The 25,189-nt window shown below is 60.2% G+C and carries 21 protein-coding genes; 8 read left to right on the top strand and 13 right to left on the bottom strand.

From position 1 onward, the window contains the following. The first annotated feature begins 2 nt into the window (after positions 1–2). Positions 3–620, top strand: a complete 618-nt coding sequence (locus KHQ24_RS08440; RefSeq protein ID WP_049092627.1) for a malonate decarboxylase holo-ACP synthase — start codon at positions 3–5, stop codon at positions 618–620. Further along, on the top strand, positions 620–1,522 hold the full coding sequence (mdcH, locus tag KHQ24_RS08435; RefSeq protein WP_064187270.1) for a malonate decarboxylase subunit epsilon: 903 nt from the start codon (positions 620–622) through the stop codon (positions 1,520–1,522). The genes KHQ24_RS08440 and mdcH overlap by 1 nt, the downstream gene beginning before the upstream one ends. On the opposite strand, the gene KHQ24_RS08430 is transcribed toward mdcH, so the two are convergent. The 4 genes from KHQ24_RS08430 to KHQ24_RS08415 all read right to left on the bottom strand — a co-directional run bounded on the left by KHQ24_RS08430 (position 1,512) and on the right by KHQ24_RS08415 (position 5,956). Further along, on the bottom strand, positions 1,512–2,438 hold the full coding sequence (locus tag KHQ24_RS08430) for a LysR substrate-binding domain-containing protein (protein ID WP_004206070.1): 927 nt from the start codon (positions 2,436–2,438) through the stop codon (positions 1,512–1,514). The genes mdcH and KHQ24_RS08430 overlap by 11 nt on opposite strands. 156 nt (positions 2,439–2,594) lie before the next feature. Further along, positions 2,595–4,205, bottom strand: a complete 1,611-nt coding sequence (gene mqo, locus KHQ24_RS08425) for a malate dehydrogenase (quinone) (RefSeq protein WP_228958665.1) — start codon at positions 4,203–4,205, stop codon at positions 2,595–2,597. A 307-nt stretch (positions 4,206–4,512) separates the two neighbouring features. Next, entirely contained in the window at positions 4,513–5,433 is a 921-nt protein-coding gene (locus tag KHQ24_RS08420; protein ID WP_004206073.1) for an N-acetylmuramic acid 6-phosphate etherase, read from the bottom strand. A gap of 199 nt (positions 5,434–5,632) precedes the next feature. Beyond that, the gene (locus KHQ24_RS08415; RefSeq protein WP_177952069.1) at positions 5,633–5,956 is read right to left on the bottom strand and encodes a hypothetical protein; all 324 of its coding nucleotides are present in this window, start codon (positions 5,954–5,956) and stop codon (positions 5,633–5,635) included. Positions 5,957–6,108: 152 nt separating this feature from the next. Between KHQ24_RS08415 and KHQ24_RS08410 the strand changes: the two genes are divergently transcribed. After that, complete coding sequence (locus tag KHQ24_RS08410) at positions 6,109–7,725, top strand: sensor histidine kinase (RefSeq protein ID WP_135712278.1); 1,617 nt, start codon at positions 6,109–6,111, stop codon at positions 7,723–7,725. After that, positions 7,722–8,441: a two-component system response regulator DcuR gene (dcuR, locus tag KHQ24_RS08405; RefSeq protein ID WP_043519512.1), complete on the top strand. Its 720-nt coding sequence runs from the start codon at positions 7,722–7,724 to the stop codon at positions 8,439–8,441. The genes KHQ24_RS08410 and dcuR overlap by 4 nt, the downstream gene beginning before the upstream one ends. Here the strand turns inward: dcuR and KHQ24_RS08400 are convergent. Together KHQ24_RS08400 and KHQ24_RS08395 are read right to left on the bottom strand one after the other, a co-directional pair. Continuing rightward, the gene (locus KHQ24_RS08400; RefSeq protein WP_211777220.1) at positions 8,422–9,372 is read right to left on the bottom strand and encodes an FAD:protein FMN transferase; all 951 of its coding nucleotides are present in this window, start codon (positions 9,370–9,372) and stop codon (positions 8,422–8,424) included. The genes dcuR and KHQ24_RS08400 overlap by 20 nt on opposite strands. 65 nt (positions 9,373–9,437) lie before the next feature. After that, positions 9,438–12,215: a flavocytochrome c gene (locus KHQ24_RS08395; protein WP_032455986.1), complete on the bottom strand. Its 2,778-nt coding sequence runs from the start codon at positions 12,213–12,215 to the stop codon at positions 9,438–9,440. Positions 12,216–12,856: 641 nt separating this feature from the next. Here KHQ24_RS08395 and KHQ24_RS08390 point away from each other — a divergent pair. The 3 genes from KHQ24_RS08390 to KHQ24_RS08380 all read left to right on the top strand — a co-directional run bounded on the left by KHQ24_RS08390 (position 12,857) and on the right by KHQ24_RS08380 (position 17,856). Beyond that, the gene (locus KHQ24_RS08390) at positions 12,857–14,368 is read left to right on the top strand and encodes an anion permease (protein ID WP_049092623.1); all 1,512 of its coding nucleotides are present in this window, start codon (positions 12,857–12,859) and stop codon (positions 14,366–14,368) included. Positions 14,369–14,422: 54 nt separating this feature from the next. Further along, positions 14,423–16,075, top strand: a complete 1,653-nt coding sequence (fumA, locus tag KHQ24_RS08385; RefSeq protein WP_048294808.1) for a class I fumarate hydratase FumA — start codon at positions 14,423–14,425, stop codon at positions 16,073–16,075. Between the two features lie 164 nt (positions 16,076–16,239). After that, positions 16,240–17,856, top strand: a complete 1,617-nt coding sequence (locus KHQ24_RS08380; RefSeq protein WP_064183641.1) for a mechanosensitive ion channel family protein — start codon at positions 16,240–16,242, stop codon at positions 17,854–17,856. Positions 17,857–18,496: 640 nt separating this feature from the next. Here KHQ24_RS08380 and pcaC read toward each other — a convergent pair. Genes pcaC through KHQ24_RS08350 form a run of 6 tightly spaced genes read right to left on the bottom strand, consistent with a single transcriptional unit; the run spans position 18,497 to position 23,561 of the window. Next, complete coding sequence (gene pcaC / locus KHQ24_RS08375) at positions 18,497–18,886, bottom strand: 4-carboxymuconolactone decarboxylase (protein ID WP_004886998.1); 390 nt, start codon at positions 18,884–18,886, stop codon at positions 18,497–18,499. Then, on the bottom strand, positions 18,876–19,643 hold the full coding sequence (pcaD, locus tag KHQ24_RS08370) for a 3-oxoadipate enol-lactonase (RefSeq protein WP_004887001.1): 768 nt from the start codon (positions 19,641–19,643) through the stop codon (positions 18,876–18,878). Before pcaD ends, pcaC begins: the two co-directional genes overlap by 11 nt. Next, positions 19,633–20,985, bottom strand: a complete 1,353-nt coding sequence (locus tag KHQ24_RS08365) for a 3-carboxy-cis,cis-muconate cycloisomerase (protein ID WP_049004357.1) — start codon at positions 20,983–20,985, stop codon at positions 19,633–19,635. Before KHQ24_RS08365 ends, pcaD begins: the two co-directional genes overlap by 11 nt. Positions 20,986–20,994: 9 nt before the next feature. Next, positions 20,995–22,197: a 3-oxoadipyl-CoA thiolase gene (gene pcaF / locus KHQ24_RS08360; RefSeq protein ID WP_004887005.1), complete on the bottom strand. Its 1,203-nt coding sequence runs from the start codon at positions 22,195–22,197 to the stop codon at positions 20,995–20,997. Between the two features lie 10 nt (positions 22,198–22,207). After that, positions 22,208–22,864, bottom strand: coding sequence for a 3-oxoacid CoA-transferase subunit B (locus tag KHQ24_RS08355; protein ID WP_004887008.1), 657 nt, complete (start codon positions 22,862–22,864; stop codon positions 22,208–22,210). A gap of 10 nt (positions 22,865–22,874) precedes the next feature. Then, positions 22,875–23,561, bottom strand: coding sequence for a 3-oxoacid CoA-transferase subunit A (locus tag KHQ24_RS08350; protein ID WP_004887011.1), 687 nt, complete (start codon positions 23,559–23,561; stop codon positions 22,875–22,877). A gap of 169 nt (positions 23,562–23,730) precedes the next feature. Between KHQ24_RS08350 and KHQ24_RS08345 the strand changes: the two genes are divergently transcribed. Beyond that, positions 23,731–24,537, top strand: coding sequence for an IclR family transcriptional regulator domain-containing protein (locus tag KHQ24_RS08345; protein ID WP_004887014.1), 807 nt, complete (start codon positions 23,731–23,733; stop codon positions 24,535–24,537). On the opposite strand, the gene smrA is transcribed toward KHQ24_RS08345, so the two are convergent. Continuing rightward, entirely contained in the window at positions 24,534–25,097 is a 564-nt protein-coding gene (smrA, locus tag KHQ24_RS08340; RefSeq protein ID WP_004887017.1) for a DNA endonuclease SmrA, read from the bottom strand. The two genes, KHQ24_RS08345 and smrA, sit on opposite strands and share 4 nt — an antisense overlap. Between the last annotated feature and the right edge of the window lie 92 nt (positions 25,098–25,189).

Genomic DNA, 25,189 nt, shown 5'->3' with positions numbered 1-25,189 from the left:
CCATGTCATCAACGCCGCGTCCCCACGATTTAGTTTGGTTAAACCACGCCAGCGCCCTGGAAGATATTGCCGAGCCGTGGGTGGTTCAGCAATGGCGAACCGCGCTGCCGGTGGTGGTGAGGCGCGACGTTGACGGCCTGGCCCGCATCCCGGTTGGGGTGCGGGGCATGAAGCGCGAGCAGCGCGCCGCCGGCTGGGTACAGGCGCAGAATATCGTGCGCAGCGTCACCCCGGAGATGCTGGTGGAGCGCGAGCGCCTGCTGGGCTCTCCTTTTGTTTCGCAGCCGCCGGTGCAGGCGGCTATCGCCCTGACGCTGGACGAATGGCCCTGGCGCTGGGGCGTCACCGGCAGCACTGGCTACGCGCTGGCGACCGAAATCCCGGTACTCCATGCAGCAAGCGATCTGGATCTGCTGATCCGCGCGCCGCAGCCGCTGGCCCGCGAGGCGCTGCTGGAATGGCAGTCCCGGGTGGCCAAGCTCCCGTGCCGCGCCGATACCCAGGTCGAAACGCCGTACGGCGCCTTCGCCCTCAATGAGTGGCTACGCGATGGGCGGGCGCTGCTGAAAACGTCACACGGTGCGCGCTTAACTACTGCGCCGTGGCGCAGGGAGGAATGATGAAGATTTTGTTCACTTTTCCCGGACAGGGCGCCCAGCGTCCCAACATGCTGGCGGCTATCCCCGACCGCGAAGCGATCCTCAGCCAGGCGCGCGCCGTGCTGGGGGATGAAGTCGAGACTCTCGATAGCGCTGATGCGCTAAAACACACCCGTGCGGTCCAGCTCTGTCTGCTGATCGTCGGGGTAGCCTGGGCGCGCGAGCTACAGCGTCAGGGCGTTAATCCGCAGATGGTCAGCGGCCTCTCCATCGGGGCCTTTCCCGCAGCGGTCATTGCCGGCGCGCTCGATTTCGCCAGCGCGCTGCGGCTGGTAGCCCTGCGCGGCGATCTCATGGAACAGGCCTATCCTGAAGGTTACGGGCTGACGGCGATTATGGGCCTGACCCGCCCGCGGGTTGAGGCGCTGATGCAGGGCCACGAGGTCTATCTCGCCAACCTCAACGCCGAAACGCAGATTGTGATCGCCGGACGCGATGAAGCCATGGCCGAAGTGGCACAGCTGGCGCTGCAGGCGGGCGCCAGCAAGGCGCAGCGGCTGGCGGTCAGCGTGCCATCGCACTGTGCGCTGCTGGATAAACCCGCCGCAGCGCTGGCAAAAGCCTTTGCCAACCTGACCTTAACGCGCCCGCAGTGCGCCTATTTAAGCGGCTCGACAGCGCGCGTGCTGTGGGATCCGCAGCGGATCGCCGACGATCTGGCGATGAACATGGCGCGCACCGTGCATTGGCAGGAGGCGATGATCGCCGCCGATGAACGCGACGCGAGACTGGCAATCGAGATGCCGCCCGGCGGCGTGCTCACCTGCCTGACCCGCCAGGCGGGCTGGCGCGGGGAGACCCTTTCGCTGGAACGCAGCGGCGTGGACGTTGCCCGCCATCTGGCGCAGCGGCTTAACGAATAAGGCTCCGGGCGTACATCCTTCCTTCCGCCGCCAGCGCCAGCAGGTCGGCATCGCGCTCGCGATGGTGTGAATAGACAATCGAGATCAGCTGGCGCATCTGGTACGGTTCCGCCAGCTTTAACAGCTGTACATCTTTTTCATAGACTTTCTTCATTCGCCCCGGCAGCAGCGCAAACCCGACGCCCGCCTGCACCAGGCTAATCATCGAAAAGATGTCATTCACCCGGGTGACGATCTCCGGCTCGAAACCAGCGATATGGAATGCTTCCCGAAATCCGGCATAGGTGGCGAACCCCTCCGCCAGCGACACAAACTTGCGATCGGCGTAATCGCGCAGGTCGGCGAGTTGTGAGGCATCCAGCTGCTCCGTCGCCGGGGCGGCGAGAAAAATATCGTCCTCAAACAGCGGCACCACGTCGAAAGCGGTATTATTGAATTCCCCTTCATTGGTGGCGATCAGGATAGCGTCGAGAGCGTCGTCTTCCAGCATATCCAGCAGCATCTGGTTAGAGCCCATGGTCAGATCCAGCTCCAGCTCAGGGCGCCGCAGCTTCATGCCCATGATAATGCGCGGGACGGTTTCCAGGGTCAGGGAATAAAGAGTGCCGATGCGCAGCCGCCCCTGGCCGACGCCGGCGACTTTGCGCGTCGCCTCAAGCCCCCGGCTCATCAGACTCATCACATCCTGACAATATTCCAGCAGCGTCCATGCCGCCTGCAGCGGCAGTAAATTGCGCCCTTTGTGAACAAACAGCGGGCAGCCCACCCCCTCTTCCAGCGTATGCAGCGCGCGGTGGACGCTGACGCTGCTGAGCTTCATCGCTTCGGCGGTTCTGGCGATATTGCCTTTCGCCATAAACATCATAAAGACCGACAACTTGCGGAAGGTGATCTCCTGGTTGATATCGTCTTGCATAGCCCTTCCACACTCCTGATTTGCTTTTCTTTTTCAATTCAAATCAGTATATCGTTTATGACGGCAAAGTTGCAGGCAGAGCGCGGCGCAGGCGGGGAATGGACGCAAAAAAGGGAAGACCGTGGTCTTCCCTTTTGTTCACTTTCAAGTTTGCTTTTACAGCGCCATATCATGCTGCGGCGAGGCGTCGCGCTGAGGCTCAACCGGCTTCGCGGTCGCGGTGGGCGCAGCCGCTGGCATCTGGATCACCGGCGGTTTCGTCAGCTGCAGGGTCGCGGCGGTATCATCCCAAACCTGCTGGGTCAGCGCCACGTTGCCGTTCAGCTTCTGGCCGTAGCTCGGCACGATCTGGTGGATACGGGTCTGCCACTCCGGCGAGTTAAACTGCGTCGGGAACATCTGCTTGAGCACATTGAGGGTGATCGGCGCAGCGGTGGAAGCCCCCGGCGACGCGCCAAGCAGCGCGGAAATGGTTTTCTGCTGATCGACCACCACTTCGGTGCCCAGTTTCAACACGCCGCCCTTCTCTGCGTCTTTCTTAATGATCTGCACGCGCTGGCCGGCCTGGATCAGCTTCCAGTCCTCTTTACGCGCGTCAGGGTAGTACTCTTTCAGCGCGGCGAAGCGGTCATCATCGCTGAGCATCACCTGGCTGACGAGATATTTCACCAGATCGAAGTTGTCGAGACCGACGTGGGTCATCGGCAGCACGTTGTCAGTGGTAGTGGTGCTCAACAGGTCGAAGAAGGAACCGTTCTTCAGGAACTTGGTCGAGAAGGTGGCGAAAGGCCCAAACAGCACCACGCGCTTGCCATCGAGGTAGCGGGCGTCAAGGTGCGGTACCGACATCGGTGGTGCGCCGACCGAAGCCTGGCCATACACTTTCTCGAGGTGCTGCGCGGTGACCGCCGGGTTCTCGGTCATCAGGAACGAACCACCCACCGGGAAGCCAGCATAGTTGTCCGCTTCCGGAATACCGGTTTTTTGCAGCAGCTTCAGCGCACCGCCGCCGGCGCCAATAAAGACGTATTTCGCATCGATGGTCTGCGCCTCGCCGCTCTGCACGTTCTTAATGGTCACGTGCCAGGAGTTATCGGCATTGCGTTTGAAATCGGTGACCTCAGAGGAGGTTTGCAGGGTGAAATGGCTGTTTTTCTTCAGGCTGCCGATCAGCTGCCGGGTGATTTCGCCATAGTTAACGTCGGTACCCACCGGCGTCCAGGTGGCAGCCACTTTCTGCTGCGGATCGCGGCCTTCCATCACCAGCGGCGCCCACTGTTTAATTTGCGCGTGGTCGGTGGAGAATTTCATCCCCTGGAATAAGGTGGTCTGCTGCAGCGCGGTATAACGCTTCTGCAGATAGTCGACATTATCGCCCCAGACGAAACTCATATGCGGCGTGGAATTAATAAAGGAGTGCGGGTCGTGCAAAATACCGCGCTTCACCTGTGCCGACCAGAACTGACGGGAAATCATGAACTGTTCGTTAATATCCAGCGCTTTGCTGACGTCAATCGATCCGTCCGCCCGCTCCGGCGTATAGTTCAGCTCCATATTCGCCGAGTGACCGGTACCGGCATTATTCCAGCCGTTGGAGGATTCCAGGGCCACGCCGTCCAGTTTCTCCACCATCGTCAGGTTCCAGTCCGGCTGCAGCGCCTGCAGCCAGGTGCCAAGCGAGGCGCTCATGATCCCGCCGCCAATCAGCAGGAAGTCGGTTTTTTTAGAGGTATCCGCTTCAGCATGCGTCGCCGCGCTGACGAACATCGCTAATGCGGTAAAGGAAATAATCGTTTTTTTCATTGCAGGCATAATAGAATTATCACGTAGCACACGGTAATAAGAGGCAGCATATTAACGCACTTTTACTTTATTTTAAAATATCATTTACACTCTCGCATTTTTAATCAAATAATTATTTAACTTAAAAAATCAGAACGACACTAAAAAATAAGCGTCGGCGTAAAATCTCACTGAAAATTCAGCGCAATTACCGGAATAAATAGAAGAGAGGAATTTCTTTAGTTAATAAAGTGCAGGCGCGCACAGCGTTTGTGCGCGCCTGGCTAAAGGCTTAATGGGCGGGAGTGACAGCGCTGCGCTGGGCTTCGCGCAGGGCGAGACGCAGATGATCGTGATGTTTGGTCAGCAGCTCCCGCGCGTGCCAGGCGTCCAGCCCGCTGAGCAGCATCAGGATCGCGGTGCGGCAATGGTGGTGGCAGCTGGTCAGCGCGGCTTTCGCTTCGCTGCGCGTGCAGTCGGTGGCCGCCATGACAATCGCCACCTGCCGCTCCGCCCAGTGTGGACTGTCAGCCTGCAGATCCACTCGCAGGTTGCTGTACACCCGGCCGTCACGGATAGCGAGGCCCGTCGACACCATGTTAAGGATCTGCCGCTGGGCCAGCCGGGCCTTCGGATTGGTCAAGCCCGCCACCGCTTCCGGCCCGGTTTGCGGAGCAATAATAATATCCGCCAGCTGCGCCGCCTCGCTGGCCGCCTGCTGAGTCACCACCGCGATCGGAGCCCCCAGCGACCAGGCGTGGCGCATCGCCCCCCAGACCCATGGGGTCTTGCCGCTAACGGTAAGCGCCAGCAGCATATCGTGGCTGGAAAAGTCCAGCGACTGCAGCTCGAAGGCGCCTAGATCGTAATTATTCGCCGCGGTCTCCCGCTCGGCCATCGCCGCCGTCTGCCCACCGGCAATCAGCCCCACCAGCGCGTGTTTGCCTTCCGGAGAATAGTCGCTGACCGCCTGGACAGCCGTGCGGCCTGATTCCCCGGCGCCGATAATAACCAGACGCCCTCCCCGGCTCATTGTCGCGGTGGCGATATCAATCAACCGGGCGATATCCGGCAAACAGGCGCCAACCGCCTCCGATATCTGCTTATCATCCTGATGCAGCATCGCCAGCATGTCGGCGGTGGCGAGGCGATCGATGTGGGTGGTATCCGGGTGACGACGTGCCTGCATTGACGCGGTTAGCGAACTGCTCATAACAACCTCCATTTACGACAGAAAAAGCGCATCTCGGCGAAATCAGCGGCCTGATGCATATCCTTATATTCATCAGGACTATTTAACCTCTGTCGCCACTATAAGGGGAATCTTCCGCGCTTTACCGCCGTCGGGGTCACAGTTTACCGTCCCGATCGCCCGTTCACGGGCAATTGCCGATTATCTGTACAATCCTGTCTCAGCTCTCATCTTCGCCGTCCGCCTGCATGGCCAGCCAGAAGGATTGCTGACAGAGGTTATAAAATTGTTTGCGCATTGGCTGCACCACCAGGCCGGCGCTATCGATAACCTGCCACTCGATCCAGCACTCCGGGCAGGAGGCGGCATCCTGTTGCGGAAGTTCGAGTTCGTAGCGGTGCTCGATCACCACCCCGCTGCGATGTCGCCAGCGCGCGATCTCCCACTCTGCTTCCGCTTCATGGTCCTGTTCACGATGCTGCGCCAGTTGTTCAACGTGCTGTTGCCGGAGAATATCCCGGACCAGAGATGCCAATTCCATCATGTCTGCCTTAAGCCTGTGGCGAAAAGCGACAGTTTATCGTGGACGGGACAGGGCTACCGTAGCAAAAGCGGCCTTTTGCTTTGATTACACGGCTTTATGAATGCCACGCTATCAGCGATAATAATCGTTTACTGACTCTATCCGGGATCGTCATGAAGGCATCAGAGCACCCGCCTCGCGTTCGTCAACGCGCCTTACCGCTAAAGCTGAGCACCGCCGTCTCCTTGATGATTGGCAGCGTGATCGGCGCCGTGCTGCTGCTGGTCTATGCCCTGTGGTATATGCAGATCAGCAATGCCACTCGCGATGGTCTGAAAGAGACCGCGCTGGCGGTGGCGCGCACCATGGCCGATATGCCGCAGGTGAAGCGCGGACTGGAGGTGCCGCCGCAGCAGCAAATTATTCAGCCGCTGGCGCAGGCCATCACCCGGCGCAACGACCTGCTGTACGCTATCGTCACCGATATGCAGGGTATTCGCTATTCGCATCCGGACAGCTCAATTATTGGCAAACCCTTCATCGGCCACGATATCCAGCCGACGCTGCAGGGAAAAGAGAACGTGGCCATTAACCACGGCGTGCTGGCCCCGGCGCTGCGGGTGTTTACCCCGGTGTTCAACGATCAGCATCAGCAGATTGGCGTGGTGGTGGTCGGCATTTCGCTGAGTAAAGTGGACGAGCAGATCGCCAACAGCCGCTGGGACGTGCTGCTGACCATCCTGTTCAGCGCGCTGGTTTGCGCCCTCGGCACCTGGAGCCTGGTGCGCGGCCTGAAGCGCGTCCTGCTGGGGCTGGAGCCGCACGAAATCTCCACTCAGTTTCAGCAGCGTCAGGCCATGCTGCACGCCCTCAAGGAGGGGGTGGTGGCCGTCGATGCCCATGGTGAGGTTAACCTGATCAACCCGGCGGCGCGCGAGATCCTCTTTTCCGGGCCGGACAAGACGCTCGCTCATACCCCGCTGCTCGCTGACCTGCAGACGGTTTTGCACAGCGGCGAGCCGATGTACGACCGCGAGCTGGGATGCAATGGCCTGTTGCTAATCAGCAACACGGTGCCTATCCGCAGCCAGGAGGCCGTGGTCGGCGCCATCTGTACCTTCCGCGATAAGACCGAAGTCAGCCAGCTGCTGCAGCGGCTGGACGGTATGATGAGCTATGTCGATGCCCTGCGCACCACCTCCCATGAATTTATGAATAAACTGCACGTGATCCTCGGCCTGCTGAATATGAAAAGCTATGGCAAACTCGAGGAGTACGTGCTGCAGACCGCCCATCGCTACCAGGCGGACATCGGCGATATTCAGCACCGCATAAAATCCCCGGTGGTCGCCGGCTTTCTGATAAGTAAAATGCAGCGCGCCACCGAGTGCGGCTTTACCCTTAAGCTGGCGGAAGAGAGCCTAGTGCCGGATTGCCCGAATGAGAAGCAGGTCACCGTGCTGGTGACGGTGCTGGGCAACCTTATTGAGAACGCGCTGGATGCCATGAACGGTCAGGCGGAGGGCGAGATCGGCCTGCTGCTGCACTATCAGGACGGCTGGCTAAGCGGTGAAGTGAGCGACGACGGGCCGGGGATCCCGGAAAACAACATCGACGCTATCTTTAACAAAGGTTTCTCCACCAAAGGCGAGAATCGCGGCGTCGGGCTGTTTCTCGCCAACCAGCAATTACGCGAGCTGGGCGGCACCCTCGCCGTCGAGTCGGAACCCGGCGTATTTACTCAATTTTTTGTTCATCTCCCCTGGGATAGTAAAAGGAAACGTGCGTGATAAATGTGTTGATTGTTGACGATGATGCCATGGTGGCCGAACTGAATCGCCTGTACGTGGCAAGGGTTCCCGGCTTTCGTTGCAGCGGGAGCGCTTCGACGCTCAGTCAAGCCCAGGAGATGATTAACGATCCGCAACAGGAGATCGATCTGGTGCTGCTGGATGTCTATATGCAGCAGGACAGCGGGCTCGATCTGCTGCCGACTATCCGTCAATCGGGGCGCGCCATCGACGTCATCATGATCACCTCAGCGGCGGATGCCGCCACGGTGCAGACCGCCATGCATTACGGGGTAGTCGATTACCTGATCAAACCCTTCCAGTTTCCCCGTTTTGAAGAGGCGCTCACTACCTGGCGGGAGAAGCGCAAGCTGATAACCGGCCAACCCTATTACGAGCAGGCCGACGTTGACCGCCTGCTGCACGGCGGCACGCCGGAGGCCAGCGACGCGCGCAAGCTGCCCAAGGGGCTTACCGCGCAAACCCTGCGCACGCTGTGCCAGTGGATTGACGGCCACCCGGACGTTGAATTCTCTACCGATGAGCTGGCGGCGGCGGTGAATATCTCCCGCGTTTCCTGCCGTAAGTATCTGATCTGGCTGGCGCAGATCAATATTCTCTATACCACTATCCACTACGGCGCCACCGGGCGGCCGGTCTATCGCTACCGGCTGGTGGCCGAACAGTACAGTTTGCTTAAGCAGTACAGTCAATAACGCGGTAGCCGCTGTCCAGCGGCGCAAAGCGCAATCGCTGCGGCGATGAAAGTATAATGTCGCGATTTTTGGTGACGAAAATCGCGTCGATATCCTGCCGTTGACGCAGCGCTGCGCAGCCTTTCTCGACGCCGAGGCCGAACAGCAGCGTGGTCCAGATATCGCCGTCTAAAGAATCAGTGGAAATCACCGTGACGCTGTCGAGTTCGTTATCCAGCGGGTAACCGCTGCGCGGGTCGAGAATATGGTGCCAGCGCTTGCCATCTTGCTCGAAATAACGTTCGTAGGTGCCCGATGTGACTACCGACTGTCCGTTAACCGTCAGAGAGCCGATCAGCGCCTGCGCATCGGCAAACGGTTTTTTCAGGCCAATTGCCCATTCGCCAAGGGTATGCACGTTGCCGCCGAGGTTGATCAGCGCCTTTTCCACCTGCTGCTGACGGAGATAATCACGCACCCGGTCAGCGATATAGCCTTTGGCGATCGCCCCAAGATCCAGCTCCATCCCCGGCTGCTGAAGAAACACGCTGCAGGTTGCCTCATCCAGGATCACCTCTTGCGGGCGGATCAGCGCCAGCCGGGCCCTGATTTCGCCGGCGTCAGGCACGCTGTGTCCCTGAAAGCCAATTCGCCACAGCTTCACCAGCGGCCCAATCGCGAGGTTAAAGGCGCTGTCGCGCACCATGCTGGCGGCTTTGGCGCACTGAATGAGCTGAAAGACCGGGCGGCTGACCGTCACCGGGTGACGTCCGGCGGCGTGGTTGATATCCATTACCTGCGACTCGGCGCGGTTAACGGTAAGCAGATCTTCGTAGCGTTTGATTAACTGAAATACGCGGGAGGCCAGCGCCTCATCATGGTTGCAGAGTTTGAGCAGGATGGGAGAACCCATCAGAACGGTGGAGTAGCTATAGACGCGGTTATCAGACATCGGGCTCTCCTTAGAAGGGATAAGCCGGGCGGCGAGAGCGCCAGCCCGGCATCAGCAATTACGTCTTATCCTCTGGCGCGTTTCGCCGCCTGGCGACCCGCGAGGGTGCCGAAAATGATGATATCCGCCACCGCGTTACCACCGATACGGTTGCCGCCGTGGATCCCGCCAACCACCTCACCGGCGGCGTAGGCTCCGCGGATCGGCTGCCGGGCAACGTCCAGCACTTCGCCATCGGTGTTAATGGTCACGCCGCCCATGGTGTGGTGCACCCCCGGGGCGATACGGATGGCATGGAACGGACCTTCGTTAATCGGCGCGCGCAGCGCGGTGGTACGGCCAAACTGTTCATCATGCTGTTTTTCCACCGCCCCGTTGTAGCACTCGAGGGTGGCGAGGAAGGCATGGTAATCCATCCCCAGTTTATCCGCCAGTTCACGCGGCGAGCTGGCGCTGGTGACGAAGCCTTTGGCGATGTACTCATCGGCGGCTTTGTTTTTCGCCCGCACATGTTCGTCAAAGACGATGTACGCATAGTGTTCCGGTAGGGCGATAATCGCCGCGGAGACTTTATCGCGGGTCTCCATTTCGTTGAAGAAGCGGTTACCCTGCTGGTTGACGAGGATCGCCCCGCCGCCACGAATCGACTCGGAAATCAGATAGGAGGTCTGCTGTTCAACGGTCGGGTGGATTTGAATTTCGCCCATATCCACGGTACCGGCGCCAATGCGCTCCAGCAGCGCGATACCGCTCCCGGTGGCCCCTTTGTGGTTGGTGGTGACGAAGCCTTCGAGGTCAGGACGATACTTCACCACCATCGCGCTGTTGGCGCTGAAGCCGCCGGTGGCCACCACAATGCTTTTAGTCTGGATCTCTACGATCTCGTTTTCGTCGTTGATCAGACGCACACCGCTGACTTCATCGCCGCTCATCAGGATCTCTTCCACCGAGGTATCCAGCAGGACGTCGATGCCGCGTTTGGTGATGTTGCGCACCAGGCCGCTAATCAGATAGCCGCCGACCGCTGATCCGTCGCGCGGACGGTGGGTGCGGTCAATGCTCATCCCGCCGGTGGTGGTGATATCGTTGAGCATAATGCCGCGGTCCGCCAGCCATTCAATGGCTTGCGGGGCATTCTCCACAAAGCGGCGCAGCAGCTGCGGATTGTTTTTATTGTGCCCGCCCCTCAGGGTTTCCTGATAGAACAGCTCTTTGCTGTCCTGAATGCCTTTCACGCGCTGGAAGCGGGTCTCCGCGGCGTTCATCCCGGCGGAAGCCTTGATGGTGTTCCCGCCAATGGTCGGCATTTTCTCGACGATCAGCACGCTGGCGCCTTCGTCGTGAGCCTGAATGGCGGCCGCCAGGCCGGCGCCGCCGCTGCCGACGACCACCACATCATAGCTTTTCGGCGCGGCGTCATTGCCGCCCTCTTCCGCCGCCAGCGCTTTGCTCGATTTCAGCATCGCTTTGGCGACCGCTTTTTTCACCGCCTCGCTCTGGCTGGTGGCCCCGGAAATGGCGTCGACGTGCGGGGTATTGGCGGTGAGAATACGTTCGCGGATCTCTTCGAAGCTGGTGGTGAACTCCACGGTCTGCACCGGGCTCGCCGCCAGTTCGATATCGGCGATATGGTCATTTTCGAGGCTGACGTTGATCACCAGTTCATTGGCGTCATCCTGAACGGTTTCAACAAACATCCCCGGCTTAAATTTAGCGTCGCCCATGCTCATGTCGCGGATCATCGCTTCCACCAGCGAGAAGCGCCACAGCGGTTCCGGAATGTGCAGCGCTTCGCGCTGGGTGCTGTCGATAAATAGCTCCAGCTCTTCACCCGCGGCGATACGAGCCGCCCAGTCAGGATAGGCGATGCAGGCGCGGCCCACAGCGATCAGGTCATAGCCGTGATCGAGGCCCAGCTCGGCATCGGCAACGTTAACCACCCCGCCGACGCCCATCACCGGCACCTGAGCCAGAGTGTCAGAGCGCATGGCGCAGTATTTCTCGATCAGCGGCGTCGGGTCGCTGGTATCGACGATAGAGGGACGCAGGGTCGCGCCCACCGAGAAGTGCAGATAATCGACGCCGCGAGCGGCCAGTTTTTCCAGCAGATACATGGTGTCATCGAAGCGGATCCCCGGGACCTCCATCTCTTCTGGCGAGAAGCGGTAGCCGATGATAAAGGCATCGTCAGCGTACTGGCGGGCCATTTTATGGGTGATGTCGAGAACCGCCAGCGGGAAGCGGGCGCGATTGTCGCGGCTACCGCCCCATTCGTCGTCGCGCTGGTTGGAGTTTGGCGAATAGAACTGCTGAATAAGGTAGGTGTTGGCGCCGTGAATTTCGACCCCATCGAAGCCGGCAAGGATAGCGCGGCGGACGCCCTCGCCAAACTTGGCGATCATCCCCTCCACTTCTTCTCCGCTCAGCGCCCGCGGCATCGCGGCGCCCTCACGCGGGGCGGCGATGGCGCTCGGCGCCACGGGCTGACGTCCGCCAATCAGCTGCGGGTCGACCATGCGGCCGCCGTGATAGATCTGCAGAATCGCTTTCGAACCTTCCGCTTTAATTGCTTCGGCGATTTTCGCCAGACCGGCGATTTTTTCATCGTTATCGATACCGATAGCGCCCGGGAAGGCCAGACCGTAGTCATCAATAAAGCAGCACTCAACAATAATGGTGCCGATACTGCCGGCGCGGGCGCGGTAGTACTCCACCAGCTCGCTGGTGACAGTCCCGTCGAAATAACCGGTGCAGGTGGTCATCGGCGCCATCAGCAAACGGTTTTTCAGCTCCGTACCATTTGGTAAAGTAAATGGCTGCAAAATACGTTCGTTACTGGTCATAAGTTACGCTCCAGATTTTGAAATATTAAAAATTCAGAATGGGGTGACGGAATCATTAATGGTTGTGGTTTTTTAATTCCTGTTGTCATGCCAATAATATAGCGACTTTTTTAGTTACTAAATCAATTACGTTAGTTATAAAACTATTTAACCCCAGCAATAACATCGCTACCCCTATTGTATTATTAAAATAATAAATGGCATTTACATAATACAAATAAAGGATAACATTTTAGATACTTCCGTTAACATTCAAAGCGACCAGTAATCAAAATTATTTGCTTTTATTTCATAGACATACACATATATCGAGTAAAAACAGCATTAATTGTACATTTTTATTTTAACATTCATCGATATTTTCGCCAAAATAACACCTCATCAGATAGGGTTATATCGAAAATAAAAAAATAGTGAAATCGCCTGCTTTTCTTGATCTCGATCAATTGCAACGACCATTGAAAGCGCAATATATAAATAACCAACAAATTTAATTTAACGCCCATCAAACCGCGTTAAATAATCGCCAAGACGATACTCAGAAACACAAAATAAAAACTAAAGTAACTTTTGTAATTAAAGAAATCACTGAGTTCATCGCTGGCGGAAACGTTATTTTCAACAACTTGCAGATACTCATTATGAAAGAGAAAAAGACAACCATACCGCCTGCCGGTGCAGTCAATCCAACGACTGCGAATAAAAAACGTCTCCTGATGATGGCGCTGCCGATTATCGTTGCTGTGCTGTTACTTTTCGTCCCGGTCCCGGACGGCCTGCCGCCGTACGCCTGGCACTACTTCGCTATCTTCGTCGGGGTGATCGTCGGGTTGATTTTTGAACCACTGCCTGGCGCCGTTATCGGCATCACCGGCGTGGTGGTCATCGCCCTGTGCAGTCAGTGGCTGCTGTTCAGCCCGGAACAGATGGCCGCACCCGGCTTCAAAATGGCTGGCGCCTCCTTTAAGTGGGCGGTGAGCGGCTTCGGCAACTCCACCGTGTGGCTTATCTTCGGCGCCTTTATGTTCGCCGCCGGCTACGATAAAACCCAGTTCGGCCGCCGCCTGGCGCTGATTCTGGTGAAATATCTCGGCCGTCGCAGCCTGACGCTGGGCTACGCCATCACCTTCGCGGATCTGCTGCTGGCGCCGTTTACGCCGTCGAATACGGCGCGCAGCGGGGGCACCATTTACCCAATTATCGCCAACCTGCCGCCGCTGTACGGTTCAAAACCGAACGATCCGAGCGCGCGTAAAATCGGTTCCTATCTGATGTGGGTAGCGATCACCGCCGCCTGTATCACCAGTTCGATGTTCCTGTCGGCACTGGCACCGAACCTGCTGGCGCTGGCGTTGGTAAAAAGCATCGTCGGTATCAATATCTCATGGGGCACCTGGTTCATCGCCTTCCTGCCGCTTGGCGTACTGCTGATCCTGACCATGCCGCTGCTGGCCTACTGGTTCTACCCGCCGGAAGTGAAAGTCAATAACGAAGTGCCGCTGTGGGCCGCTCGTGAACTGGAAAAACTGGGCAAACTGTCGCGCAATGAGATCCTGCTGCTGGTGTTCGTCTGCTTCGCGCTGATGATGTGGATCTTCGCCGCCGACTGGATTGAACCGGCCCTGGCCGCCCTGCTGGTTATCGTGCTGATGCTGTGGACCGGCGTGCTCTCCTGGAGCGATATCACCAACAATAAAGCGGCGTGGAACACCTTTGTCTGGTTCGCCACCCTGGTGGCGCTGGCCGACGGCCTCTCCTCCACCGGCTTTATCGCCTGGCTGGGTAAAGAGGGCGGCGCGCTGATGAGCGGTATCTCCCCGGGGATGGCGACCATCGTCCTGCTGCTGGCGTTCTACCTGCTGCACTATCTGTTTGCCAGCACCACCGCGCACACTACCGCGCTGCTGCCGGCCATGCTGACCATCGCCGCCACCATTCCGGGAATGAATATGGAAGTGTTCGTTCTGCTGATGGTGACCTCGCTGGGCGTAATGGGGATCATCACCCCGTACGGTACCGGCCCGAGCCCGATCTACTACGGCAGCGGCTATCTGCCGACCAAAGATTATTGGCGCCTCGGCACCATCTTTGGCGCCATCTTCCTGGCCGCTCTGCTGCTGATTGGCTATCCGTGGATGTCCATGATGTTCTGATTCATAACCGCCGGGAGCACCCCGGCGGTTTTTATCTTTATGGAGTAAGTGATTATGTCGACTAAACCGTTTGTTTATCAGGATCCATTCCCGCTGGCGCACGACGATACCGAATACTATCTGCTCAGCAAAGAGCACGTCTCCGTCGCCGAGTTTGACGGCCAGGAAGTGCTGAAAGTGGAACCGCAGGCGCTGACCCTGCTGGCGCAGCAGGCCTTCCACGATGCCGCCTTTATGCTGCGCGTCTCCCATCAGCAGCAGGTGGCCTCGATTCTGCTCGACCCGGAGGCCAGCGATAACGATAAGTATGTCGCCCTGCAGTTCCTGCGCAACTCGGAAATCGCCGCCAAAGGCGTCCTGCCCACCTGTCAGGACACCGGCACCGCCATCATCATGGGTAAAAAAGGCCAGCGCGTCTGGACCGGCGGCGGCGACGAAGCCGCCCTGGCGCAGGGCGTGTACAACACCTATACCGAAGATAACCTGCGCTACTCCCAGAACGCCCCGCTGGATATGTATAAAGAGGTCAACACCGGCACCAACCTGCCGGCGCAGATCGATCTCTACAGCGTAGACGGCGACGAATATAAATTCCTGTGCATGGCGAAAGGCGGCGGTTCCGCCAATAAAACCTATCTCTATCAGGAAACCAAAGCGCTGATCACCCCGACGAAGCTGAAAAACTATCTGGTCGAGAAGATGCGCACCCTCGGTACCGCCGCCTGCCCGCCGTACCACATCGCCTTTGTCATCGGCGGGACTTCGGCGGAAGCAACGCTGAAGACCGTCAAGCTGGCCTCTACCCGCTACTACGATGGCCTGCCGACCGAAGGCAACGAGCACGGTCAGGCGTTCCGCGATGTGCAGCTTGAACAGGAACTGCTGCAGGAAGCGCAAAACCTCGGCCTCGGCGCGCAGTTTGGCGGCAAATACTTCGCCCACGATATCCGGGTGATCCGCCTGCCGCGCCACGGCGCCTCCTGTCCGATCGGCATGGGCGTCTCCTGCTCCGCCGACCGCAACATCAAAGCCAAAATCAACCGCGACGGCATCTGGATTGAGAAGCTGGAGAGCAATCCGGGGAAATATATCCCTGAGCATCTGCGTCAGCAGGGCGAAGGCAAGGTGGTCAGCATCAACCTGAATCAGCCGATGAGCGAGATCCTGGCGCAACTATCTGCCCATCCGGTTTCCACCCGCCTGAGCCTCAACGGCACCATTATCGTCGCCCGCGATATCGCGCACGCTAAGCTGAAAGAGCTGCTCGACAACGGCGAGGAACTGCCGCAGTACGTGAAAGATCATCCGATCTACTACGCCGGCCCGGCCAAAACGCCTGCCGGTTACGCCTCCGGCTCCCTCGGCCCGACCACCGCTGGCCGCATGGACTCTTACGTCGATCTGCTGCAGTCCCACGGCGCGAGCATGGTGATGCTGGCGAAAGGCAACCGCAGCCAGCAGGTCACCGACGCCTGCCACCAACACGGCGGCTTCTACCTCGGCAGCATCGGCGGCCCGGCGGCGGTGCTGGCGCAACAGAGCATCAAGAGCCTCGAGTGCGTGGCCTACCCGGAACTGGGGATGGAGGCTATCTGGAAAATCGAAGTGGAAGATTTCCCGGCGTTTATTCTCGTCGACGATAAAGGCAACGATTTCTTCCAGCAGATCCAGAACAAGCAGTGCGCTGGCTGTAAACAGCACGGCTAACACCCCCTTCTGGCGCTAACAGCAGGCCGTCGCCGTTCAGGTGACGGCTTTTTTTATGCCCGCGCCGCGCCAGCTTGAATTCACTTCCTGCCAGGCTATGCTCAACTACAAGTCCTCCCTTGCTTGCTGAAAAATAACAATAATTCTCTTTCTCAGGTGCTTCTATGAACAGGATAAGCGTGGTTATCCTCTGGGTACTGGCGCTGCTGACGTTACAGCCGGCGCTGGCCGCAGAGCCTCGGCAGCAGCCAACCGCTCGCGAAAAGGCGCGCACGGTATATATTTTCCACCAGCCGGTAGTGATGTTGCAGGCGACCTTTGGCCAGACGACGCCAGAAGAGCGCGTGCTGCGCACCCGCAGCGCCCTGCGCGCATTTACCGAGGATGATATTCGCCAGCCGCTGCGGATCGTGCCGGTTATTCGCTATGGTCAGCCGGGACGGCTGTTTCTGATGAACGGCAAACCGGTGCTGCTGTTGAGCCAGGCGGATCTCGACGAGGGCGATGACTTAACCCTCGACCAGGCGGCCCAGCGGGTGCTGGCGCGGATGGAAGCCCAGCGCACCGGCCTGCAGGAACAGTTCAATCAACGCTATCTGCTGATCTCCGCCGGTAAGGCCCTCGCCGGGGCGCTGCTGCTGGCGCTGTTTTACTACGGCGCTTTCCGTGCCTGGCGGCGGGTACGGCGCTTTTTCCAGCTGCGGATCCTCGAAAAGCGCAGCGCTATTCCCCAGCACTGGCGGCGCTTTCTCGGCAATATCGAGGTCCGATTATATGCCGCGCTGGCGATCCTCGTCGGTGTCCTGGCCTGTTACATCTGGCTGAGCTGGGCCTTCAGTCTGTTTCCCTGGACGCGCGTATGGAGTGAATCGCTGGGTGACTGGTCGCTGGGGGTGATCCGCGATATCTCGCTGTCGATTGTCGCTTCCCTGCCGGGGCTGATGATCGTGGTGCTTATTTTTCTCATTACCTGGCTCATCATTCGCCTGGTGAAGGTGGTTCTCGACCAGGTCGCCGCCGGCCGCATTCAGGTTCCCGGCATTCATCCGGAGACTGTGAGCGCTACCCGTCGGCTTATCTCGGTGGTCATCTGGCTGTTCGCCCTCTCCGCCGCCTACCCGTTTCTTCCCGGCGCCAACTCCCTTGCCTTCAAGGGCATCAGCGTGTTCTTCGGCCTGATGCTGACCCTCGGCTCGACCGGGGTGATGAACCATGCGATGAGCGGCCTGGTGCTAATCTACTCCCGGGCGCTGCGGAAAGGCGACTGGATCCGCCTCGCTGACAATGAGGGACAGGTCAGCGAGATTGGCGTGCTGGCGACCAAGATCCTCACCCGTGAGAATTACATCGTGACGGTACCGAACGCGGTGGTGGTGAGCGGCAAGATTGTCAATCTCAGCGCCGAGAGCAGCGACGGCGGGTTCAATCTCACTACCAGCGTCACCATCGGCTACGATACGCCCTGGCGCCAGGTTCATGCGCTGCTGGAGCTGGCGGCGAGACGCACCCCCGGGGTCGATCAGCAAATTGCGCCGGTGGTGCGTAAGCTGGGGTTGCTCGACTGGTACACCTCGTATGAGCTGCAGGTGCGCCTATTACCCGCGACGAAGCTGCCAGATGGCCGTAACGCGTTACACAGCAGCATTATTGATGTGTTTAACGAATTCGGGGTGCAGATTATGTCGCCGAACTATGTGATGCAGCCCCGAGCCGCAGTGGTGGTGCCGCAGGAAGCCTGGTACGCCGCCCCGGCTGTCGCGCCGCAGGAGCCTGAGAAATAAGGGTTAACGTATCGGCAATGTCGCCGGGTGGCGGCTACGCCTTACCCGGCCTACAGGATCCTCTCACAGGCTTACACCTCGCAGGCCCGGCAAGCGCTGCGCCGCTGCGCAATCTATCGGCGCCGTACCCGCCATTATGCCGGGTGGCGGCTACGCCTTACCCGGCCTATGTACGTACGACCTGCCGTTAATTTATTCACCATTGTTGCTGAAACTGCCGATGCTGGCGGCCTCAACATCGCTGAGACGTTCCCGGAAGGCCGGGGCAGCCCGCATGGATGCGGGCTGAGGGCCGTGTTTTGCAGGGACGCTGCCTCGGCCCGACCCGATGCCTGCAGGGATAAGTCGAAGGCACCACGCAGTGGCGATTTTGCTGGCCGGAGCCCGGGGGTACAGGGGGCGGCGGCGACTGGCCGCCCCCTGTGCGCTCCCTGCGCCATAAGAGACATAACGCAGAAGATCAACCGGGAGCGCAATCTGCCCGGAATTAACATAGAGGTTGTAGCCCTGCCAAACGTTATGGCCCTACCAAACATAGTGCGAACAGGGACATTTCCGGTTGTGCCGTTATTTCGCCGGGTGGCGGCTACGCCTTACCCGGCCTACAACAACTGCCGGGCAATCCGACTCGGACGACGACTTAACCCCGCCCGGCGTCGATGTCGTCAAACACCTGCTGCGCCAGATGCATCGTGGCATTGGCCGCCGGCAGTCCGCAATACAGCGCAGAGTGCATGATCAGCTCTTTCAGCTCATCGCGGGTCACCCCGTTGTTAAACGACGCGCGTAGATGCATCTTCAGCTCCGCCTCGCGATTGAGAGCGATCAGCATGGCAATGGTGATCATGCTGCGGGTGTGGTGGTCGAGCCCCGGACGCGTCCAGGTCTCACCCCAGGCGTAGCGGGTGATAAAGTCCTGAAACTCGTCATTCAACGGCGTCAGATGCTGCAGGGTGCGGTCGACGTGGGCGTCGCCCAACACTTTGCGCCGCACCGCCATTCCGTCCTGGTAGCGCTGTTTATCCTCCATGGCGTTCTCCCTGGAAAAAGCTCAGCAGCGCTGAAGTAAAGCTCTTCGCCGCCTCAATGTTTGACAGATGCGATGCCGGCAGAACCACCACCTGGGAAGCGGGGATCTGCTGCTGCAGAAAATTGGCGTCAGCGACCGTGGTGACAGGGTCACTTTCACCGGCGATGATTAACGTCGGCAGCGGGATCTGCCCCACTTCGCCCCGCAGGTCGGCGGCGGCCAGCGCCTCACAGCAGGCGGCATAGCCTTCGGCATCGGTATGGGTCAGCTGGTGACACAGGGCCTCCACCACCTCCGGCGCCTTCTGGCGAAACGCGTGGGTGAACCAGCGGTCCGCCGCCCCGGCGGCCACCACCGCCATTCCTTCCTGGCGTACCGCCCGCGCCCGCGACAGCCAGCTGGCCTGATCGCCGATGCGCGCCGCGGTGTTGGCGACGGCCAGACCATAAAAACGCTCTGGCGCAAAGCGGCCCAGCCACAGACCGGTCAGACCGCCCATCGAAATCCCGCAGAACCAGGCCCGGTCGATATTCAGATGATCGAGCAGCGCAATTACATCTTCCCCCAGCTGGGCGAGGGTCACTTTGCCATTTTTCGTCGTTTTACCGTGGCCGTGGGTGTCGTAGCGCAGCACCCGGAAATGGGCGGTTAGCGCCTCAATCTGCGGCTGCCACATCGCCCGGGTGGTGCCCAGCGAGTTGGAGAGAACGATAACCGGCGCACCTTCCGGTCCGTCGAGTTGATAATCAAGATTCATCATGTTGCTCCTGATAACGCGCCAGCACCTGGCGCACAAAGCATTCGGCGCTGCCGGTCGCCGTTGCCGGTTCCAGCAGCGTGGTTAAACGTTCGCGGGAGAGATACTGGCTGACCTGCGGATCCGCCGCGAGCAGATCGACCAGCGGACAGAGGCGGTCCAGCGCCTGACGGCACAGCGCCTCAATATGATGATGCGCCTCGGCTTTGCCGATGAATTCCGCCAGCGCCAGGGTCACCGCCTCAGCCATGATCAGCCCGTGGGTGATATCGAGATCGGCGCGCATCTTCTGCGGAAAGACCTGCATGTCGCGCACCAGCGCCTCGCTTTGCGCCAGCGCCCCGCCCACCAGGGTAATCAGCTCCGGCAGGGTCTCCCACTCCGCCTGCCAGCCGCCCAGCGCCCGCTCGTGCTGCTGAATCTGGCAGGCGTAGAGGGTCGCCATCAGACCCGGCGTGCGCTGGGCGGCGGTCAGGATCGCCGCGCAGGCCACCGGATTGCGCTTATGCGGCATCGTCGACGAGCCACCGCGCCCTTCCGCTACCGGCTCGCCCACCTCCGCCACTTCGGTCTGCATCAGCAGGGAGAAGTCGTTAGCGAATTTCCCCAGGGTGCCGCAGACGCCGGCGAACCAGGCGCCCGCCTCCAGCAGCCGATCGCGCTGGCTGTGCCACGGGGTATCCGGCAGCGTCAGACCAAGATTCTGCGCCAGCGCCTGGCCAACCGCCGGCCCTTTCTCTTTTAGCGCGTCCAGGGTCCCCGCGGCGCCGCCGAACTGCAGCACCAGCAGACGCGGACGCATCTCGCGCAGCCGCTGCTGCCAGCGCAGGAGCGCGTCGAGGGTACCCGCCAGCTTCAGGCCAAAGGTCACCGGCAGCGCGTGCTGCATCCAGGTCCGGCCCGGCATCACGGTATCGCGATAACGATCCGCCTGGAGAGCCAGGGCCGCCAACAGCTGCTCAAGCAGGGTCTCAGCGGCCTCCAGCGCCCCGCGCAGCTGGAGCACCAGACCTGTGTCGATGGCGTCCTGACTGGTGGCGCCCCAGTGAACGTAGCGCGCGGCGTCCGGATCGCGCGCTTTTACCTGGGCCGTCAGCTGTTTCACCAGCGGGATCGCCAGGTTACCCGCCCCCACCGCCGCCTCGCCGAGGGCGGTAAAATCGATCGCCTCGTGGCGGCAGGCGGCGACAATCGGCCCGACCGCCGCCGTCGGCACCATGCCGCAGGCGGCCTGCGCCTGGGCCAGCGCCGCTTCAAAATCCAGCATGCCCTGCACCCGCTGCGCGTCGCTGAACCAGTCGGTCAGCGGACTGCTGCGCAGCATCGGGGTCAACAAACTCATTCTGGCTCCTTAAACACGTTCAATAATCAGGGCGATCCCCTGCCCGACGCCGATGCACATGGTGCACAGCGCGTAGCGGCCGCCGGTCCGTTTCAGCTGGTAAGCCGCGGTCATCGCCAGGCGGCCGCCGGAGGCGCCGAGCGGATGCCCCAGGGCGATCGCCCCGCCGTTGGGGTTCACATGGGCGGCATCGTCCGGTAAGCCCAAATCGCGGGTCACCGCCAGCGCCTGGGCGGCGAAGGCTTCATTCAGCTCGATGACATCCATCTGGGCTAACGTCAGGCCGGTCTGCGCCAGCACCTTCCGCACCGCCGGCGCCGGGCCAAAGCCCATAATGCGCGGCGCCACCCCCGCCGTCGCCACGCCGACCACCCGGGCCAGCGGTTGAAGATCATTGGCCGCCAGCGCGGTTTCGCTGGCCAGCAGCAGCGCGCAGGCACCATCGTTAACGCCGGAGGCATTCCCGGCGGTGACGCTGCCGTCGGCGCGCACCACGCCGCGCAGTTTAGCCAGCGCCTCCAGCGAGGTGCTGCGCGGGTGTTCATCGCGGCTAAACCGCAGCGGCTCGCCTTTGCGCTGCGGCACCTGGACGGCGATCAGCTCATCGGCGAAGCGTCCCGCCTCCTGGGCCGCGGCGGCGCGCAGTTGACTGCGTAGAGCGAACGCGTCCTGATCGGCGCGGGAAATGGCAAACTCATCGGCGACGTTTTCCGCCGTCTCCGGCATGGAATGGACACCGTACAAGGCTTTCATCTGCGGGTTAATAAAGCGCCAGCCGATGGTGGTATCTTCCATCTGCATGTTGCGGCTAAAGGCGCTCTCCGCTTTACCCATCACAAACGGCGCCCGGGACATGCTCTCCACCCCGCCGGCGATCATCAGCTGCGTTTCACCGCTTTTAATCGCCCGCGCCGCGACGCCGATCGCGTCGAGGCTGGAGCCGCACAGGCGGTTGATGGTGCTACCGGGCACGCTCTCCGGTAGCCCGGCCAGCAGCAGCGCCATGCGCGCCACGTTGCGGTTGTCTTCCCCGGCCTGGTTGGCGCAGCCCAGAATCACATCGTCAATGCGCGAGGGATCCAGCCCCGGGTTACGCTCCAGCAGCGCTTTCAGCGGCAGCGCCGCGAGGTCATCGGCGCGCATCGTCGCCAGAGTACCACCAAAACGGCCAAAGGGTGTACGCACCGCATCACAGATAAATGCCTGATTCATCATAGGTTCCTTACGCGCTTTCCGCCAGTTGTTCAAAGGTCAGCGTCACCGGAGTGATGCGCTGCAGCTCTTCAAAAGAGAGACCGTTAAAGATTTCCCGCACCACCGGGCCGCGGTCGGTAATGTCGATCACCGCCAGGTCGGTATAGATCCGGCTAACGCAGCCGACCCCGGTCAGCGGATAGCTGCACTGTTCCACCAGCTTGCACTCGCCGTCGCGGGTCAGATGGTCCATCATCACAAACACCTGGCGAGCGCCGATGGCCAGATCCATCGCCCCGCCGACCGCCGGGATAGCGTCCGGCGCGCCGGTGCTCCAGTTGGCGAGATCGCCGCTGGCGGAGACCTGATAGGCCCCCAACACGCAGATATCGAGATGGCCGCCGCGCATCATGGCAAAGGAGTCGCCATGGTGGAAATAGCAGCCGCCCTGCAGGAGGGTGACGTACTCTTTTCCGGCATTGATCAGCTCCGGATCTTCTTCGCCAGGCAGCGGTTTCGGCCCCATGCCCAGCAGGCCGTTCTCGCTATGCAGGAACACCTCTTTGTCGGCGGGCAGGTAATTGGCAATCCGGGTCGGCAGGCCAATACCGAGGTTAACGTAAGCGCCTTCGGGGATATCGCGGGCCACGCGCTGGGCCATTTCGTCACGGGTCAGTTTTTGCATCTCGGGCTCCTCAGGCGCGTTGTGCGGCAGTCAGGTTTTCCAGCGAGAAGAGGCGCTGGACGAAAATGCCGGGGGTGATAATGTGTTCAGGGTCGAGGTCGCCCAGCGACACCAGCTGCGAGACTTCAACGATGGTGGTTTTCGCCGCCGTCGCCATAATCGGGCCAAAGTTGCGTGCCGCCTTGCGATACACCAGGTTGCCCCAACGGTCGCCCTGGTGAGCTTTAATCAGCGCGAAATCGGCTTTGATCGGATACTCCAGCACATAGTGGCGGCCGTCGATTTCCCGTGTCTCCTTCCCTTCCGCCAGCGGCGTGCCGTAGCCGGTGGGGGTAAAGACCGCGCCCAGCCCGGCGCCGGCGGCCTGGATCCGCGCCGCGAGGTTGCCCTGCGGCACCAGCTCCAGCTCCACTTTGCCGCGGCGATAGAGGTCATCGAAAATCTGGGAATCGACCTGGCGCGGGAAGGAACAAATCATCTTGCGTACTCGCCCGGCCTTGAGCAGCGCCGCGAGACCCACTTCCCCGTTGCCGGCGTTGTTATTAATGATGGTCAGGTCGCGGGCGCCCTGGTCAATCAGGGCGTCAATCAGAAAGGTCGGCTGGCCGGCGGGACCAAAGCCGCCGATCATAATAGTCGCCCCGTCGTGGATCCCGGCGATGGCCTCGCTCAGCGTCGATACGCTTTTATCAATCATCAGGTCGCTCCATTGATGTGCGGTAATCGCACTTTTATTCGTTGTTCGCACAAAATGTGACCCGCTTAACGATGTCGGTCAAGGGCGATAATCGAAATATGGTGCGATAATCGAACATCGGTTATCTTTAGCGAAAGAATGTGATCGATGGCAAATATGGGGAACAGAAATGGATAAGCATCCAGACGATTTACTGACCGGAGACGGCGATCCGTTTAAGGGCGATCCTAACTTTATGGCCTCGCTGGCGCGCGGCCTGGAGGTCATTCAGGCATTCACGCCGCAGCGGCCCCTGCTGTCTATCTCACAGATCAGTCAGAAGACCGGTATTCCGCGCGCCGCGGTGCGCCGCTGCCTGTATACCCTGAGCAAGCTGGGGTTCGTCTATGCCGAAGACGGTAAAAACTTTCAGCTACGGCCGCGGATCCTGGCCCTCGGTCACGCCTGGCTGGCCTCGACGCCGCTGGCGCGTTCGGCGCAGCCGGTGCTGCGGCATCTGAGCGAAATGCTCAACGAGTCCTGCTCCATCGCCACCCTCGACGGCGACGATATTCTGTATATCGCCCGCGCCTCCAGCTCGCGGATCATGACCATCGACCTCGATATCGGCAGCCGCCTTCCGGCGTGGGCGACCTCGATGGGCCGGGTGCTGCTCAGCCATCAGCCAGAGGAGAAGCTCAACGATATGCTGGCGAGGGTAACCATGATCCGCTATACCCCGCAGACGGTGGACTCGGTGGCGAAGCTGCGCGCCGAGCTGAAACGGGTGCATCAACAGGGGTATGCCCTCAACGATCAGGAGCTGGAGATGGGCCTGCGCTCCCTCGCGGTACCGCTGTTTAACGCCCAGGGTCAGGTGCAGGCGGCGCTGAACGTCGGGGTGCATGCGGGCCAGATGTCGGCCCGCGAAATGATCGACCGCGTGCTGCCGGAGCTGCAAAAAGCCGCCCGCGAGCTGACGCTGCTGATGCGCTAACGGCTGCGCTTGGCGTGCTGCTCCCAGGTCTCCTGCTTCGCTTCGGCCGATTTACGCAGCGCGACATAGCAGGCGCCGCTGCCGCCGTGGTGCGGAAGCGCGGCGCAGAAGGCCTGCACCTCCGGCAACTCTTCCAGCCAGCGCGCCAGATAGCTGCGGATGATATTGGCGTGGGACTGATCGTCGCGGCCTTTGCCGTGAACGATCAGCACATTGCGTAACCCCTCTTTCTGCGCCTGCACCATAAAGGCGAAGAGCATCTGCCGGCACTGCTCCACCGGCTGGCGCAGCAGGGAGAGGCTCGCCTGCTGGCCGTATTTCCCCCGCCGCAGCTTATCCAGCACGCCGCTCTGCAGCCCTTCGCGCTTAAACTCCAGCGGCGTGGCGAGCGGTACGATATCGAGATAGCCGGTAGTGAGAAAATTATCCAGTTGCAGGGTGTCGACGCGCTGCGGGGCGCGACTGTTGCGCCCGGGATGCCAGTGCACGTCATTGTTACGTTTCAGGGGCTGGACATCTTCCATGGCGTCAAGAAACAGGGATTTGTCATCAAGGTTCATGGGCTCTCCTCCAGCGGCTGTCGCCAGCTACTATAGCCGCCTCGTGCTCCCCCCTCAATGCGTTTATCCCCGTCTGCTGGCAAAGTGAGCGC

Origin of the sequence: Klebsiella sp. 54 (assembly GCF_018223875.1) — a bacterium.
Taxonomy (GTDB): Bacteria; Pseudomonadota; Gammaproteobacteria; order Enterobacterales; family Enterobacteriaceae; genus Klebsiella; species Klebsiella quasipneumoniae.
Note: the sequence above shows the minus strand (reverse complement) of the source record. Positions and strands in the feature narration are given on the sequence as shown.